Here is a 14,586-nt window from a genome sequence, read left to right on the forward strand (position 1 = left end):
CGACATTGATGGAGAAGGTGTGGCGTGGGCGCTTGGCGCGTTGGTCGCCAGCCTGCTCGTCGGGGTCGTTGTCGAGCCGTTCCGAGACACCATCGGGCTCGAGAACGTCGTGATCATCTACCTGCTCGTGGTCGTGGCCGCGGCCGCGATCGGCGGACGGGCAGCCGGGATGGTGGCGGCGCTGTCGGCCGCGCTGTCCTACGACTTCTTCCTGACCCGCCCGTATCACTCGCTTCGGATCGACTCGCGCGCGCAGGTCATCACGGTGGTGTTGCTGGTTGCCACTGGCATCGTGGTCAGCATCGGCGGCCGGGTGCGACGCCAGTCGGCCGTGCGGGCCAACGATCACGTCAATGCGATCCGGCTGCTGCACCAGGTCACCGAGATGGCTGCCACCGGGGCTGCCGTTGACCGGGTGACCGCCGAGGGCCTCCACCAGCTGCTCGGCGCCCGCCGCGTCAGCGTCCTTCGCCGCAGCTCGGGCGGCCTCGTGGTGACGGCCGACGTCGGCGCCACCGGTACGCCGATCGAGCTGGACGAACTGCCCCACCTGGACCGGGACGGCCGCATCCCGCCTGGGCGCCGCCGTGTGGTCGGCGGCACGATGGTGCTGCCCAACCAGGGCGTCGTGCTCGACCTTGTTGCCGGCCGGCGGCCGGTGGGGTCGCTGGTCATCATCCCGGGACAGGACGCGCCGGCCGACCGCACGACCCGTCTCGCGGTGGCGGCCATGGCCAACGAACTGGCCATCGCAGGCACCCACCAGCCATGACGGGAACATGAGGCACCGAGCAGTGGGGACCCAGCCGGACATGGCTAATCGGGCTGCAATTCCGACATGCTTGCAACGGAGGCCCCTTATGCCGGCTGGTGGCTTGTGGCAGTGTTCCCAGCTTCCTACCTTAAGGTCACGGGAGTTCGAGGAGCCACCCCCGAACAGGTGCCGTTGCAGCTCACCCTCCGTAGTCGGACGGGTGCGCCTCGATGGTCGCCGGACCGAATTCGGGAGGTCACCTGATGACGGCGGGGCGAGGAAGGCGCAGCGTGGTCGTTCTGGCCCGGGTCCACGGGCCGGTCGAGCCGCGTGGCAGCCTCCCCCAGCCCGAGCCCTCCGACTCCCTGCTGTCCGGCCCCGGTGACGGCGGCGCCCGCTGGGCACCCGCCTCCACCCGGGCACAGGACCGGCTGCCTGCCGCGCCGCAGGCCGCCCGCCCCCCGCCTGTCTCGCAGCACGCAGCGCAGCGACCGAGGCGGAGAAAGGAACAGGCATGGCGCAAGTACTAACGCCCACGGCCGACGAGCGGGTCTCGAGCGAGCGTCCCGGCAGGGGGCCGATCGACTGGCTCGGAGGCTGGCGCACCTGCATCGTGGGCTGCGTCGTCTTCTTGCTGCTGGCCATCGCGATCCGCATCTTCCAGCAGTTCACCGCCTGGACGATCGGGATCGACTCGGCCAGCCGCGACTTCGGCCTGTACTACCGCAGCCTGTTCGTGGCCGAGGTGGTGGGGGTCACGGTCGCCACGCTGTGGTGGTGGGGCGGCCTGGTCAGGCGGGGCCGCACGGCGGTCAACAAGAAGATCACCCACAGCGAGGAAGTCCGCCGGATCGCGGTCTTCTGGGGCCTGGTCGGCACCACCTGCGTGATCCTGTACATCATGGCCAGCTTCTGGCCAAACCAGGACGGCGCCTGGCACCAGACGGCCGTCCGGGACACCGCCCTGACGCCCGCCCACATCCCGATGTTCTTCCTGTTCTTCCCGCTCGGGATCACCTTCACGGTGGGGACCTACCTGTACGGGCGGTACTGGCTGCCGAAGGTCTACGGGGCCGAGAAGGGCTTCCCCTGGTCGTTCTTCCTGCTGATCGCCGCGTCGGTCACCGAGATGATGCAGGTCGCCATGAACGAGTGGGGCCACAGCCTGTGGATCACCGAGGAGATCTTCGCGGTGCCGTTCCACTGGCCGTTCGTCTTCTACGGCTGGCTGGCGGCCGGCATCTTCGCCCTCTGGGCCGAGACGCTCGTGCGCCTGCTCCAGATCGAGGGCGAGATCGAGCAGCAGGCGACGGAAAGGGAAGAGGAGGTCGCATGACCCGCTGAGGGGAGGGCCGGAGCCCTCCCCTCGGGGGACCACCCGGGAGCACCACGTCCCGCCGCGGGAACCGAAGCTGCGACGGCGACCGTGACGCGGTTCACGGTCTGCCTCGGCCGAGCGCCGCTTCGAGGTCGGGTTCGAGAGTGGGAGGCACAACAGGTGGCGACGGACGCGAAGACGCTCGAGCTCCGTGAGCTCGTGAACAAGAAGTACAAGTACATCGACCGGAAATGGGATGCGGTCTTCTGGATCACCGCCGCGTTCGTGGTGGGGGCGGCCGCAGACATCACCAAGCAGCTGTTCGCCGGCGACTGGGACTTCTGGACCGACTGGAAGGACCGGCAGTGGTGGCCGATCATAACGCCGTTCGCGATCATCATCATCGGGTCGGCCCTGCAGTACATCCAGTGGCTGGCGTGGCGCTTCCCGACCGGGATGACCTACACGGCGGTCTGCCTGTTCGTCGCCACGCTGGTGGGTAGATGGGTCCAGTGGGGCGCGTTCGTCTACTACCCGATGAACTTCGTCTGGCCGGCGACGATGGTGGCGGCGGCGATCTTCGCCGACTGGGTCTTGTTGAAGACAAAGAGCTTCGTCCTGACGTCGATAGTCGGCTCGATGTTGTTCGCGCTGACCTGGTGGATATCGAACTACGTCCCACTCGCGCCCTTCCTGCAACCGGCGCAATGGATGGACCGGGTGGTGACGGTCGCCGACATCCAGGGGATCGAGTACGTCAGGAGCCAGACGCCCGAGTACCTGCGGATCATCGAGCACGGCTCCCTGCGCACCTTCCTGGGAGAGACCCAGTACGTCTCGCTGGTGTTCGGGGCGACCGTCGCGGTCGGCGGCTACTGGGTCGGGCAGTTCATCGGCAGAGGGTTGGCCATCTGGCCAATCGGCCGCTTCATGAAGAAGTGGTGACCCGACGGTAGAGGAAGGAGGTCGTACGATGCTTCGCCGATACCGCCGCTACCTTTGGGCCGTCCTCGTCGCGGGCGCGCTCGTGGTGTCGTCCGCGCCGGCCGCGAACGCCCACGGCGAGCGCGCCCAGGAGGCGTTCCTCCGGATGCGCACCGTCGGGTGGGTAGACGTCACGTTCTCCAAGGACACCGTCAGGCAGGGCGAGACGCTCACCGTCACCGGCACGGCCAAGATCCTTGACGCGTGGCCGACCAACCTGGCCAAGGGCAACCCCAACACCGGCTACATGGCAGTGATCGCGCCGGGACCGGTGGTGATGCTCAAGGAGCGGACCATCAACGGCGAGTCCGCGCCCAGCCGGATCGACATCCAGAAGGGCAGGATCTACGAGTTCAGCATGACCATCGCCGGGCGGCGGCCCGGCCGCTGGCACGTGCACCCGTCCTTCTCGGTCAAGGGCGCCGGGACCCTGCTCGGGCCGGGCCACTGGATCACCGTCAAGGAGAACCCCGACGGCTTCACCAACGACGTGAAGCTCGTGACGGGCGGCACCGTCAACCTCGAGAACTACCAGCTAGGGTTCACGTGGATCTGGCTGATCCTCACCTTCCTGATCGGCCTGGCCTGGATGATCTACTGGACGGTGCCGAAGCGGACGGTCACCAACCTGGCCGTCACCAGCCAGATCCCCCTCAACACCGACGGGATGGCGTACGGGCTCATCACCAAGAAGGACCACCGCAACATGAACTGGTTCGCCATCGGCACCGCGCTGCTGCTCCTGGCCGGGTGGCTGTACCAGGCGAACGCGTTCCCGACGAAGATGCCGCTGCAGGTGATCCAGTTCGCGCCGCCGCAGCCCGCCATCGCCGAGGAGCCCGTGTTCGCCAAGGCGGAGGGGGCCGACGCCGGGGCACGGTACGACCCGGCCACCAAGACGATGACCATGGACGTGAACGTCACCAATACCGGCACCGCGCCCATGGAGCTGAAGCAGTTCAACGCGGCGTACCTGGGGTTCAAGGCCGGCACGACGCCCGGGCCGGGCGTCGTGACCGTGACGCCCGGGGCCACCGTCGAGCCGGGGGCGACCACGAGGCTGACGTTGACCATGAAGGACCCGGCCTGGGAGAACGAGCTCCTGGTGCCCATCGGCGAGTCGCAGCTCCTGGTCACCGGCATCATGGTGTTCGAGAACACCGAGGGCAAGCGGAACCTCACGGAGGTGGAGGCAAACCTGCAGCCAAGGTTCGCATAACACGGGAAACCTGGGGAACACAGGGACGCATGAGCGGGTCGATGCTTGCGCACGGAGGAGGACTGGCGGCCTTTGACGAGGCCGTCATCCTCTTCCTGTTCCTCGCGCTGGGCATCGGCATGGCCCTGGTCCTCAAGGCGGCCACCAACACGAGCACGGAGAACGACGACGACGCGGACGCCGAGGGCGCGGACGCCGAGGGCGTGGAGCAGTCATGAGCGGCATCCTCGCGCACAGCGGGGTGATGGCGGGCAGCCACACCCTGCTCGTGTTCCTCCCCTTCATCCTGGCCGGGGCCGGCCTGGGGTTCATCGTCATGGCGGTCAACGACAAGGTCGACGCTCGGCCAGACGACGGGTCGGTGCGCCTGCCGACCTCGAAGGAGCGGCCGCTGTATCACCTTCACATGCAGATCAGGGCGGGGGGCAAGGACGAAGACCCCGCGCGCGAGTCGGGGCCCGCCGTCGTGAACCTGCCACGCCGACGGTAGCTGCTCCGCCTGGGTGGGGGCTGCTCCGCCTGGTGGGGGCGCAGGCGGCCCCACACTTGGCTGCGGTGTACCGCGACCCGGTCCCGGGCCTGCTCAGGGTCTGGACGGCGGCGCGCCCGCCCGGGCATCGTTCACCCGCGCCCTCCTGGGTGCGGGTGAACGATGCTGCGCAGAATTCCTTTCGCGTTTTCCGGAGCGTGGTCCGAGGGTCCGGAACGGGCGAACGTCTAGGGCTCGGAAGCCCGCATGACGATGCCGACGCAGGCAATCGTCGCCAGCGCAATCACGATCGCAAAGATGACTCCGGCCATCGTCCTCGCTCCTGTCGCCAGCCCGGCTTTCCGACGAGGCGATAATATCACCTGGCCAGGACCGTGGTCACGTGCTCATGGAGGGCGGATGGCAGAAGACCGAAGGGTCGAGGGAGTCTCCAGCCTGGAGCGGACGGTCGAGGCCGGCATCCTGGCCGGAATGGTGGCGGCAGTGCCGATAGGGCTTTTCGCGGCGATCGCCGCCGCGACCTACCAGCACATGGGCTTCTTCACGCCCGTGTACCGCATCGCGGCCGTCCTGGACCCCACCTCCATGCTGGTTTCGGTGCAGGAGGCCGAAACGGGCTCGCCGTTCTATTTCGATTTGCAGCCGCTGGTCGCCGGCAGCGCCATGCATCTGACGATCGGCGGGTTCTTCGGCGTGGTCTTCGCCCTGCTCGCACGGAGCCTCGGGGTACGGGGCCCGGTCGCGATCCCGGTCGGGCTCCTCTACGGCCTGGCGGTGATGGCGCTCATGGGCCTCCTGGTGCTCCCCCTGGTCGCCGACCTGCTCGGGGGTGGCCAGCCCGTGGCCGACGCCGCCAGCATCGTGGGCTGGCCCACGTTCACCGTCGGGCACGGGCTCTACGGGCTCACCCTCGGGGCGTGGACGGTGGCACGGCCGTGGCCGTCGTGACGGTGGCGGCGCCTTCTGCAATGCCTAGGCAGCCGGAGCCGTGCCGGGTAGACTTCGGGCACGGATCCCGAAGAAGGGGGCCGATGGTGCCGGAAGGGAAGAATCCCTCAACGAGCGCAGCCGCCTCCGGGCGGGTACTGAGCACGGCCCAGCACGCCCTCCAAGCCCTCGAGATCATCGCCCAGCACCCCAAGGGCATCCCGATCAAGGCCCTGGCCCGCCGCCTGAACATCAGCCTCTCGTCGGGGTACTACCTCATCAGCTCCATGCGGGAGCAGGGCTTCGCCGAGGTCTCGCCGGCCGGGCCGGGCCTCTACACCCTCGGACCGAAGTTCGCCGAGCTGTACGAGGGCTACGTCGCGGCCAGCCTCCAGCCCGAGCGACTGACCCCGGTCCTCGAGGAGCTGCGCGACAAGGCGTCGGCCCGCGCCTACTCGGCGATGTGGAGCAACGGGGACCTCGAGGTGGTGGAGATCCGGGGCCGGCGCGGCGCGCGGGAGCTGCAGGACGTCACCAAGGGCTTCCGGGGTGCCGCCCACGGCCTCGCGCTCGGCAAGATCTACCTCGCCCACCTGCACGAGGACGCGTGGCCGGCGAGCCTGAGCGGGTCGAGCTACAAGCGCTACACCCCGGCCACGATCACCAGCCCGGCCGCGCTGCGGCGCCACCTGCTCTCGGTGCGGGACAACGACCTCGCGTTCGATCTCCAGGAGTTCTCGACCGGCGCCTGCTGCGTTGCGGCGCCGGTCCGTGACGGCAGGAACGGGCTGGTGGCGACCTTGGGCATCTCGGTGCCCGCTCGACGGTTCGAGGCCGAGCAGAAGAACCTGGTCCGGGTGGTCCGGGAGCTGGCCGCCGCGGCGTCCGGGGAGCTGGCGGCGGTGACCGTCGCCTCCGCCCTGGGCGCGCAGGAGTCCAGCCAGCAGAGCCCGGGCAGCCCGGCCGGAAGCGCGTAGCAAGAGCGGGCCAGCAGCTCGCCCCGGGAGTGCCAAGCTCCCAGGAAGCGGGCCAGCAGCTCGCCGCCGGGAGCGCCAAGCTCCCAGGATGCGGGCCAGGCGGGCCGGAGCCTCGAGGAACCGGAGTGGCGATGACCGCGGACGACCAGATGACCGACCGGCTGGTCAAGATCGTGGTGGTCGTCTTCTTCCTCAAGGCGGCGGGCTTCGTGCTGCTGTTCCTGGCCGCGCCCGTCCGCCCGGTCCCGACCCGCAGCCTGGTGGTCGCGCTGGTCCTGGCCGCCGCGCTGGCCGGCACGGCGGTCGGCCTGCTGAACCGGAAGCGCTGGGCGTGGCCGCTCGCCCTGGCCGTGCTGCTCTTCGACGCCATGCTGGTGGAGAGCGTCCTGCGCTGGCTGATCGACCTCGGGCTCGCGCTCGTGCTCATCCAGCCGCGGGTCCGGGCGGGGTTCGGCATGCGCTGATGCCCACCCGCCGCAGGACCTCTGATCGGGCCGGGCCAGGCGGTGTCGACGCTCGCGGTCGGACTCCCCCACCGCCACGGGCCCGGCCGGGACGCCATGGATTCCACCTGACAGGCAGCGCCGGCGGGCCTACGCTGTGGGCGTCGCAGGATCGACCAGCGGGAGGGCCGGTGGCCGGCGAACCCTCGATCCGGCCGGCGACCCCGGCCGACCTCGACCCGGTGCGGGCGCTCGCCAGCGCCTACGGCAACCTGCGGGACTGGCCCGACCGCCCGGACTACCTCGACCACGAGCTCGCTGCCGGACGGATGCTCCTGGCCGAGGACGGGGCCGGGCTGGCCGGCTTCGCGTCGGCACTCGAACGAGACGGGGTCACCCACCTCGCCGACCTCTTCGTCCGCCAGGACCGGCTCGGCCAGGGCGTGGGCCGGGCGCTCCTGACCGCCATCCTGCCCGCCCGAGGCGAGCGGATGACGTTCGCGTCCGCCGACCCGCGGGCGCTGCCGCTCTACGCGCGGGCCGGCATGCGCCCGGTCACCCCCCTGCTGTACCTCCGCGGCGACCGGGCGTCGGCCGCGCGGCTGCCCAATCCCGGCACCGCGACCGCGAGCGCCGGGCCGGCCGCGGTCGCCGACCTCGACCGGCACGCGGCCGGACGGCACCGCGGGGCCGACCACGCCTTCCTCGCCGCGGCGGGGGCCTCGGGGCTGCTGGTCGGCGACGGCGACCGCACCCTCGGCTATGCCTGGGTGCGCGTGCCGGCCGGGGCTGGCCCGGGCCTGGAGGCGTTCCTCGGCCCGCTCGGCGCCAGCACCGAGGACGACGCGCGGCGGGTGGCGATCGCCGCCGTCCGGTACGCGGCCGCCCGCGCCCAGACCGTGCACGTGCCGCTGCTCGGCCCCCACCCCGCGCTCGCCCCGCTGCTGGCGGCCGGGTTCCGGGTCGACGACACCGACACCTTCATGGCCTCCCGGGTGAACCTGCTCGACCCGCGGCGCTACGCCCCCTCGCCCGACCTGGGATGAGTGGGCCGCGTGCCAGGGCGCCCGCGAAGCTCGGCGAGCCCCGCCGGGTTGGCACCCGCCGCACCCCTGGCGGGCACCTCGGCGCGGCGGAGCAGCGCCCGCAGGGCCTGGCGGGCGGCCGCCCGCCTGGCCCGCATGACCTCCCTGGCCAGCCGGTCCCCGGCCGCCTGGCGGTGGAACTCGGCGATGCGCTGGTCGGCGAGTTCTCGGCTGAACGTGGCCTGCATGTCGTCCTCCTGCCGGGTGACCATGGTCCGGGGCCCGTGGAGCCCCGGCTCTTGCTCCGTGGGACAAGCATGGAGCTAAGGGGCCAGACCCCACATGGGCAGGACGGGGTATCGGCGGCCACGCGGGCTCCTCATTTCCGCCCGCCCTGGACCGGTGAGGCTCCTTAGCCGCACGTGGCGACGCCGTAGTAGGCGCCTTGCGTGCGTCCGCATGGTCCCGCAAGCCTTCAACCTCCACCAGGCTGGCGCAGCGGCGCGTCGCGCTCTGATATGCGGTCCGAGCACCGGTCGCTGCCATCAAGGGCCTTGGATGCCTCCGGCATCCACGCCTACGATGTGCAGATGACCCACGATCCAGCCGCGAGTTCCCGTCCGACTCGGCGCGTTCTTGTCGTGTGTGCGGGGAACATCTGCCGGTCGCCGACCGCAGAAGCCGTGATTCGCCGCCTTGGAGCCAGCCACCCTGTGGTGGACTTCGAGGTGCGCTCGCGCGGCACGCAGAACTGGAACGTCGGCAAGCATGCTCACCCCGCCATGACCCGCATTGCCGCGGAGCGCGGCTACGATCTCTCCAGGCATGTCGCTGCTCAAGTCACCACCGACGACCTGGCATGGGCGGATGATGTTCTCGTGATGGATGACGAGAACCGTCAGCAGCTTGTCGCAAGACATCCGGACCTTGCGCAGCGCGTTCGGCTGCTGGACTCCCGCAGCATTCCGGACCCCTGGCTGGTTGACGAAGATCCCGCCTACACCGATTCGCTTGACCGCATCGAGCTAGCTGTCCGCACCTATCTGGCCAGCCTCGAACCCAACGCCGAGCAACGCGGACCGCGTCCCTGACCGGTCTCTGTCGTCCTGGGTGTACCTCATGCTCAGAACAGGGTGAGCGATGCTCAGAACAGGGTGAGCGCATTGGACTGCACGCCTTTGAGCGCATCGTAGTCCACCCGAACACAGTCGATACCTCGCTCCGCGGCGAACACCTTCGCCTGCGGCTTGAACTCCTGGGCAACAAGTATGCCTGTTACCGACCCCAGTAGCGGTCTTAGCCGTGCGATATAGCGCCACAATTGCTCGATGCCGTCGATCTCGCCGCGACGCTTTACTTCAATCGCTACGGGTAGACCTTCTTGATCACGGCACAACAAATCCACTGGACCAATATCGGTAGGATACTCGCGCCTGATCAACGTCAGATCCGGCCGGATGACATGGCAACGCTCGGCGAGGAGAGCCTGGAGCTGCTTCTCGACGCCTTCCTTCACCAACCCTGGGTCGACGCCGAGCTGGTGCACCGAGTCGTGCAGGATCTCCTCCACTGTGACGGTCATGACTTCGCCGACGGGGTTGGTCACGCGCCAAAGGCCGTCTTCCTCACAGAATGTGCATGGGGCGGACATCCAGTTGAGCGGCTTGTAGCCGCCGCCGTCGGCGTGGACCAGCACCGAGCCGTCCGCCTTGACCATGAGCAGCCGCACCGCGCTGGGCAGGTGGGTGGAGAGGCGGCCGGCGTAGTCGACGCTGCATCGTGCGATCACCAGGCGCATGGCGGTGATGGTATCGGGGCCGCCGGCGGGGTTCCAGTCAGGAGGGATTCTGGTCAGGAGGGATTCTGGTCAGGAGGGATTCTGGTCCGGCGGGCGGCTTCACCGCTTCTCGAGCAGCAGCACCAGCGTGAAGAACGACACCACCGCCACCGTGGCGGTCAGGATCGGCGGCATCAGCGACCTGGGCAGCGGGGTCGCGGTGCGCATGGCGTGCTCGATGCGGCGCCAGCGCCGGTGGCTGCTGGCGGCTATGAGCATGCCAACGAGCACCAGGCTGGCACCGAGCGCCTCACGCGCCCCCGGGATCGGCAGCGAGGGCAGGAACCGGATCACGGCGATCCCGGCGCCGACGAGGGCCAGCGCCGTGCGGACCCAGGCCAGGTAGGTCCGCTCGTTGGCCAGGCTGAAGCGGTAGTCGGGCTCGTGCTCGGGCTGGCCGGGCAGGGAGCGCTCGTCTCCGGCGCGCAGAGGGCGCTCGTCGCCGGGCGGTGACACGCCGGCGGTCACGGTCGGGTGCCGGACGCCAGGAGGGCAAGGCTCCCCCCGAGCCCTCGGCCGAGGACCTGCGGAACCAGGTTGGTGCCGGACGCCGGGAGGGCGAGGCTCCCCTCAAGGAGTCGTCCCCCGGCGCCGGGCACGCCAGCAGTCTCCATGCAGCTACCTGGGCTCGTCCTCGTCGTCGAGGGGGACCGGGATCGACTGTTCGAGCGCGTCCGCCTCGGGAATCTCGTCCCCGATCACCGGCACCTCGGGAGCGTCCGGGTCCAGCACGGGTCGCTGCTGCTCCTGTACGTCGGCTTCGGGCACTGCGTCCTGCGTCATCGGGCATCAGCTCCTGTACGGACGGGCGCGTCGAGCGCCACGACGGGTGGCCACCGTGCCGGTTCGGCCACGGCATGGTGTTCTACCCGAGCAGGCACCCGCAACGCACGCCCCCTACCCTAAAGGCACAACCGGACCCTGATGGTACGAGCGGGAAGGAGCCGGCGGTGGCGGACGGGTTGCAAGCCGTGATCCTCGACCTGGACGGCGTGCTGATCGAGTCCGAGGAGGTGTGGGCCGAGGTCAAGGAGGGGCTGGTGCGCGAGCGGGGCGGCCGCTGGCCGCCCGGGGCGGTGCGCGCCATGCAGGGGATGAGCTCGCCCGAGTGGTCGCGGTACATGGCTGACGAGCTGGGGGTGCCGATGCCCGCGGCGGCGATCTCCGAGGAGGTGGTCGCCCGCGTCGCGGCCCGCTACCGGGCCGACCTCCCGCTCCTGCCTGGCGCGGCGGCCGCCGTGCGGCGCCTGGCCGGGCGCTGGCCGCTCGCGCTCGCCAGCTCGGCCAACCGCCCGCTCATCGACCTGGTGCTGGAACGGGCCGGCCTGGCGGGGGTGTTCTCGGTCACGGTGTCGTCCGAGGAGGTCGCCCGGGGCAAGCCCGCCCCCGACGTGTACCTCAAGGCGGCCGCCCGGCTCGGGGCCGAGCCTGGCCGCTGCGCCGCGGTCGAGGACTCGGCCAACGGGATCCGCTCGGCGCTCGCCGCCGGCATGCGGGTGGTCGCCGTGCCGAACCGCAGCTACCCGCCCCCAGCCGAAGTGCTGGAAGCGGTCGACCTGGTCCTGCCCGCCCTCGACGAGCTCACCGTGCAGACCCTCGAGCGCCTCCCCACCCGCGCCAACGGCACAGCAACGGGATCCGCCTGACCATGGCACAGCGCCTTTGGGATCCATTCGACCATGGCGCCGGCGCCCTTCGGGATCCGCCCCACCGCGGCACAGGCGCCTCACCCTTTCACGGCGCCCATGGTGAATCCGGTGATGAACCGGTCCAGGAACAGGTTGAACACGAAGGCGATGGGCACCGCCACGACGATGGCCGCGGCCTGCAGGGACTGCCAGAAGAAGACGTCGCCGCGGATCAGCTCGGTCGGCACGCCCGTGCTCACGACCTTCTGGCTGGTCGGTGAGACGAACGCGAGCGCGTAGATGAACTCGCTCGCGGTGAGCGTGAACGCGAAGACCACGACCGCGACGATCCCAGGAAACGCCAGCGGCAGCACGGCCCGCGCGAAGGCGCCCAGGCGGCTGTAGCCGTCGACCATGGCCTGCTCCTCGATGTCCTTCGGGATGGCCTTGAGGAACCCGATGAGCAGCCACACCGACACCGGGATGGTGATGGTCGGGTAGACCAGCACGAGCGACCAGGTGGAGTCCTGCAGCCCGACAGTGACCACCAGCCGCGACAGCGACAGGAACAGCAGGCTGGGTGGCACCAGGTAGACGAAGAAGATCGCGATGGCCATGCGGCCGGACCAGGGGCGGTCGAGCCGGGCCAGCGAGTAGGCCGCTGGCAGGCCGAGGGCGAGCGTGATGGCCACGACCAGCGTGCCGACCCACAGGGTGTTCCACACGAAGGTGAGGAACGCGGTGTCGCGGAACAGGTAGAGGACGTGGTCGGGGGTTGCCGCCCCGTTGAAGAAGAACGGGTTGTTGTCCGGGTTGTAGAGGTCGCTGTTCTGCTTGAACGCGGTGACCAGGCTCCACAGGAACGGCGCCGCGCACACCAGCGCGGCCAGCAGCGCCGCCAGGTAGAGGCCCACGCGGGCGAGGACGTGGCGGCGGGCGAACCGCCGCCGCAGCCGCTCGGCCTCGGCCGGGCTCGACACCTCGACGGCGGCCATCACAGCACCTCCATGCGGCGGACGGCGCGCAGGATGGCGATGGCGGCGGCCAGCAGCAGCGGGAACAGGAACAGCGCCACCGCGGCGCCCTGGGCCACGTCGCCGCCTTCGATGCCGCGGATGAACGCCCAGCTCGCCAGCACCTGGGTGGAGTTGGTCGGCCCCCCGCGGGTGAGCACGTAGACCACGGTCATGTCGGTGAAGGTCAGGATCGCGCCGAACAGCGCGGCGACCGCGACCACGGGCAGCGTGAGCGGGATCGTCACCTCGAGCATGCGCCGCCAGAAGCCGGCGCCGTCCACGCGCGCCGCCTCGTGGATGTCCTTCGGGATGGCGACCAGCCCGGCCATGATGATCACCGCCGACAGCGGGGTCAGCCGCCACACGTGCACCGCGATGACCGAGGCCATGGCCAGGTACGGCCGGCCCAGCCAGTAGGCGTTGCCGTCGAGGAGCCCGAGCTGGCGCAGGGTCCAGTCGATCGGGCTGTAGATCGAGTCGAGCATCCACAGCCACGCGACCGCCGACAGCGCCACCGGGGTGGTCCACGGCAGCAGCACCAGGAAGCGCACCAGCCACTTGCCGCGGAAGTCGGCCACCAGGATGTTGGCGAGGACCTTGCCGAGCACCACGATGAGGGCCATCGACACCACGGTGAACACGAAGGTGTTGCGCAGCGAGCGCCAGAACACGGGGTCGTCGAGGGCGCGCCGGAAGGTGCGCAGCCCCGCCCAGTGGAAGGTGGGGTCGCCAGCGGTCACGTCGCTGAAGCTGAACGCGATGGCGAGGAAGAACGGGACCGCGACCAGCGCGACGATGTAGACGATCGACGGGAGCAGCATGGCCCAGGCCAGGAAGCCATCGCGGTCGGCCAGGCGCCGCCTGGCCGGCTGCGCGCCGTCTCGCGCGCCGCCGCGTTCGAGCGTCACCTCGGCCATCGGCTCACCCCCCGACCCGGACGGGTTCGGTGCGCTCCCCGGTGGCCGCGTCGAAGAAGCGCAGCCGGCTGGCGTGCACGGCGAACTCGTGGGTCTCGCCGGCCGCGATCGGGGTCGGCACGATGGCCGGCAGCCGGGCGATGACGCGGGTGTCCTCACCGATCCGGGAGGCGGTCCCGTAGACGTGCCGGTCGCCGGAGAGGTACTCGATCCGTTCCACCCGCAGCGGCAGCGTGGTCCGGTCGGTCCCGGGGACGACCTCGACCGGCAGCAGGTGCTCGGGCCGGAACCCGACCAGGCGGCCGTCGCGCGGCACCAGGTTCATGGGCGGCGAGCCGAGGAAGGTGGCCACGAAGGTGTCGGCCGGGTCGTCGTAGACCTCCACGGGCGGGCCGAGCTGGCGCACCTTGCCGTGGTCCATGACCGCGATCCGGTCGCCGAGCCCCATGGCCTCGGCCTGGTCGTGGGTGACGTAGATGGTGGTCGTCCCGACCCGCTGCTGGAACCGCTTGAGCTCGTCGCGGGCGCTCGCGCGCAGCTTGGCGTCGAGGTTCGACAGCGGCTCGTCGAGCAGGAAGACGCGTGGCTCGCGGACCAGGGCGCGGGCCAGCGCCACGCGCTGCCGCTCACCCCCGGAGAGCTGGCGCGGCCTGCGAGCGAGCAGGTGGCCGATGCCGAGCAGGTCCGCCGCCCACCGCGCCTTGCGCTCCTGCTCGGCCTTGTCGAGCCGCTCCGCCCGGAGCGGGAAGACGATGTTCTGCCGGACGGTCTTGTGGGGGTAGAGCGCGTAGCTCTGGAAGACCATGGCGATCTTGCGGGCCCGGGGCGGCAGCTCGTTGACCACGTGCCCGCCGATGCGCACCTCCCCTTCGGTGGGCTGCTCGAGCCCGGCGATCGTGCGCAGCAGTGTGGTCTTGCCGCACCCCGACGGGCCGAGCAGCACCAGGTACTCGCCCTCCTCGGTGGCGAGGTCGACCCCGTCGACGGCGTGGACGCGCCCGCCGTCGAACTCCTTGACGAGCTTCCTGACTTCGACGACGACGGTCACCGG

At 70.3% G+C, this 14,586-nt stretch carries 19 protein-coding genes; 12 read left to right on the forward strand and 7 right to left on the reverse strand.

Annotation, left to right across the window (positions count from 1 at the left end; genetic code table 11):
- The first annotated feature begins 19 nt into the window (after positions 1 to 19).
- The 10 genes from VG276_21965 (at position 20) to VG276_22010 (ending at position 8,158) form a co-directional block, all read left to right on the forward strand.
- Entirely contained in the window at positions 20 to 772 is a 753-nt protein-coding gene (locus VG276_21965; GenBank protein ID HEV8651986.1) for a DUF4118 domain-containing protein, read from the forward strand.
- A 496-nt stretch (positions 773 to 1,268) separates the two neighbouring features.
- The gene (locus VG276_21970; protein ID HEV8651987.1) at positions 1,269 to 2,090 is read left to right on the forward strand and encodes a methane monooxygenase/ammonia monooxygenase subunit C; all 822 of its coding nucleotides are present in this window, start codon (positions 1,269 to 1,271) and stop codon (positions 2,088 to 2,090) included.
- 162 nt (positions 2,091 to 2,252) lie between these two features.
- Positions 2,253 to 3,017 carry a methane monooxygenase/ammonia monooxygenase subunit A gene (locus VG276_21975; GenBank protein ID HEV8651988.1) on the forward strand — a complete coding sequence of 255 codons (765 nt, stop codon included), beginning with the start codon at positions 2,253 to 2,255 and terminating at the stop codon, positions 3,015 to 3,017.
- Between the two features lie 28 nt (positions 3,018 to 3,045).
- A complete protein-coding gene (locus tag VG276_21980; protein HEV8651989.1) occupies positions 3,046 to 4,275 on the forward strand; it encodes a methane monooxygenase/ammonia monooxygenase subunit B in 1,230 nt (409 codons plus the stop codon).
- Between the two features lie 41 nt (positions 4,276 to 4,316).
- Positions 4,317 to 4,493 carry a hypothetical protein gene (locus VG276_21985; protein ID HEV8651990.1) on the forward strand — a complete coding sequence of 59 codons (177 nt, stop codon included), beginning with the start codon at positions 4,317 to 4,319 and terminating at the stop codon, positions 4,491 to 4,493.
- The gene (locus VG276_21990; GenBank protein ID HEV8651991.1) at positions 4,490 to 4,765 is read left to right on the forward strand and encodes a hypothetical protein; all 276 of its coding nucleotides are present in this window, start codon (positions 4,490 to 4,492) and stop codon (positions 4,763 to 4,765) included. Before VG276_21985 ends, VG276_21990 begins: the two co-directional genes overlap by 4 nt.
- 399 nt (positions 4,766 to 5,164) lie before the next feature.
- The gene (locus VG276_21995) at positions 5,165 to 5,713 is read left to right on the forward strand and encodes a hypothetical protein (protein HEV8651992.1); all 549 of its coding nucleotides are present in this window, start codon (positions 5,165 to 5,167) and stop codon (positions 5,711 to 5,713) included.
- Positions 5,714 to 5,796: 83 nt separating this feature from the next.
- Positions 5,797 to 6,669 (forward strand): IclR family transcriptional regulator, encoded by an 873-nt coding sequence (locus VG276_22000; protein HEV8651993.1) that lies wholly within the window; start codon positions 5,797 to 5,799, stop codon positions 6,667 to 6,669.
- A gap of 131 nt (positions 6,670 to 6,800) precedes the next feature.
- A complete protein-coding gene (locus VG276_22005) occupies positions 6,801 to 7,133 on the forward strand; it encodes a hypothetical protein (protein HEV8651994.1) in 333 nt (110 codons plus the stop codon).
- A 170-nt stretch (positions 7,134 to 7,303) separates the two neighbouring features.
- On the forward strand, positions 7,304 to 8,158 hold the full coding sequence (locus tag VG276_22010; GenBank protein HEV8651995.1) for a GNAT family N-acetyltransferase: 855 nt from the start codon (positions 7,304 to 7,306) through the stop codon (positions 8,156 to 8,158).
- Here the strand turns inward: VG276_22010 and VG276_22015 are convergent.
- Positions 8,131 to 8,385, reverse strand: a complete 255-nt coding sequence (locus tag VG276_22015) for a hypothetical protein (GenBank protein HEV8651996.1) — start codon at positions 8,383 to 8,385, stop codon at positions 8,131 to 8,133. The genes VG276_22010 and VG276_22015 overlap by 28 nt on opposite strands.
- A gap of 342 nt (positions 8,386 to 8,727) precedes the next feature.
- On the opposite strand from VG276_22015, the gene VG276_22020 reads away from it, so the two are divergent.
- Complete coding sequence (locus VG276_22020; protein ID HEV8651997.1) at positions 8,728 to 9,228, forward strand: low molecular weight protein-tyrosine-phosphatase; 501 nt, start codon at positions 8,728 to 8,730, stop codon at positions 9,226 to 9,228.
- 53 nt (positions 9,229 to 9,281) lie between these two features.
- On the opposite strand, the gene nucS is transcribed toward VG276_22020, so the two are convergent.
- The 3 genes from nucS to VG276_22035 form a co-directional block, all read right to left on the reverse strand.
- Positions 9,282 to 9,935, reverse strand: coding sequence for an endonuclease NucS (gene nucS / locus VG276_22025; protein HEV8651998.1), 654 nt, complete (start codon positions 9,933 to 9,935; stop codon positions 9,282 to 9,284).
- Between the two features lie 99 nt (positions 9,936 to 10,034).
- Positions 10,035 to 10,442: a DUF202 domain-containing protein gene (locus tag VG276_22030; protein ID HEV8651999.1), complete on the reverse strand. Its 408-nt coding sequence runs from the start codon at positions 10,440 to 10,442 to the stop codon at positions 10,035 to 10,037.
- Between the two features lie 150 nt (positions 10,443 to 10,592).
- Positions 10,593 to 10,757: a hypothetical protein gene (locus VG276_22035; GenBank protein ID HEV8652000.1), complete on the reverse strand. Its 165-nt coding sequence runs from the start codon at positions 10,755 to 10,757 to the stop codon at positions 10,593 to 10,595.
- 167 nt (positions 10,758 to 10,924) lie between these two features.
- Between VG276_22035 and VG276_22040 the strand changes: the two genes are divergently transcribed.
- On the forward strand, positions 10,925 to 11,620 hold the full coding sequence (locus tag VG276_22040; protein ID HEV8652001.1) for an HAD family phosphatase: 696 nt from the start codon (positions 10,925 to 10,927) through the stop codon (positions 11,618 to 11,620).
- A gap of 80 nt (positions 11,621 to 11,700) precedes the next feature.
- Here the strand turns inward: VG276_22040 and VG276_22045 are convergent, their stop codons facing one another.
- The 3 genes from VG276_22045 to VG276_22055 are packed head-to-tail and all read right to left on the reverse strand — an operon-like array spanning position 11,701 to position 14,583.
- Positions 11,701 to 12,597, reverse strand: a complete 897-nt coding sequence (locus tag VG276_22045) for a carbohydrate ABC transporter permease (GenBank protein ID HEV8652002.1) — start codon at positions 12,595 to 12,597, stop codon at positions 11,701 to 11,703.
- Positions 12,597 to 13,535: a sugar ABC transporter permease gene (locus tag VG276_22050; protein ID HEV8652003.1), complete on the reverse strand. Its 939-nt coding sequence runs from the start codon at positions 13,533 to 13,535 to the stop codon at positions 12,597 to 12,599. Before VG276_22050 ends, VG276_22045 begins: the two co-directional genes overlap by 1 nt.
- A gap of 4 nt (positions 13,536 to 13,539) precedes the next feature.
- Complete coding sequence (locus tag VG276_22055) at positions 13,540 to 14,583, reverse strand: ABC transporter ATP-binding protein (protein ID HEV8652004.1); 1,044 nt, start codon at positions 14,581 to 14,583, stop codon at positions 13,540 to 13,542.
- Positions 14,584 to 14,586: the final 3 nt, after the last annotated feature.

It is taken from the genome of Actinomycetes bacterium, from assembly GCA_036000965.1.
Classification (GTDB): Bacteria; Actinomycetota; CALGFH01; order CALGFH01; family CALGFH01; genus DASYUT01.

Bases quoted from the DNA above. Each gene is read 5' to 3' on its own strand.
- VG276_21970 (HEV8651987.1), top strand. From the start codon at position 1,269: ATGGCGCAAGTACTAACGCCCACGGCCGACGAGCGGGTCTCGAGCGAG.
- VG276_21980 (HEV8651989.1), top strand. From the start codon at position 3,046: ATGCTTCGCCGATACCGCCGCTACCTTTGGGCCGTCCTCGTCGCGGGC.
- VG276_21985 (HEV8651990.1), top strand. From the start codon at position 4,317: ATGCTTGCGCACGGAGGAGGACTGGCGGCCTTTGACGAGGCCGTCATC.
- VG276_21990 (HEV8651991.1), top strand. From the start codon at position 4,490: ATGAGCGGCATCCTCGCGCACAGCGGGGTGATGGCGGGCAGCCACACC.
- VG276_21995 (HEV8651992.1), top strand. From the start codon at position 5,165: ATGGCAGAAGACCGAAGGGTCGAGGGAGTCTCCAGCCTGGAGCGGACG.
- VG276_22000 (HEV8651993.1), top strand. From the start codon at position 5,797: ATGGTGCCGGAAGGGAAGAATCCCTCAACGAGCGCAGCCGCCTCCGGG.
- VG276_22005 (HEV8651994.1), top strand. From the start codon at position 6,801: ATGACCGCGGACGACCAGATGACCGACCGGCTGGTCAAGATCGTGGTG.
- VG276_22015 (HEV8651996.1), bottom strand. From the start codon at position 8,385: ATGCAGGCCACGTTCAGCCGAGAACTCGCCGACCAGCGCATCGCCGAG.
- VG276_22020 (HEV8651997.1), top strand. From the start codon at position 8,728: ATGACCCACGATCCAGCCGCGAGTTCCCGTCCGACTCGGCGCGTTCTT.
- nucS (HEV8651998.1), bottom strand. From the start codon at position 9,935: ATGCGCCTGGTGATCGCACGATGCAGCGTCGACTACGCCGGCCGCCTC.
- VG276_22035 (HEV8652000.1), bottom strand. From the start codon at position 10,757: ATGACGCAGGACGCAGTGCCCGAAGCCGACGTACAGGAGCAGCAGCGA.
- VG276_22045 (HEV8652002.1), bottom strand. From the start codon at position 12,597: ATGGCCGCCGTCGAGGTGTCGAGCCCGGCCGAGGCCGAGCGGCTGCGG.
- VG276_22050 (HEV8652003.1), bottom strand. From the start codon at position 13,535: ATGGCCGAGGTGACGCTCGAACGCGGCGGCGCGCGAGACGGCGCGCAG.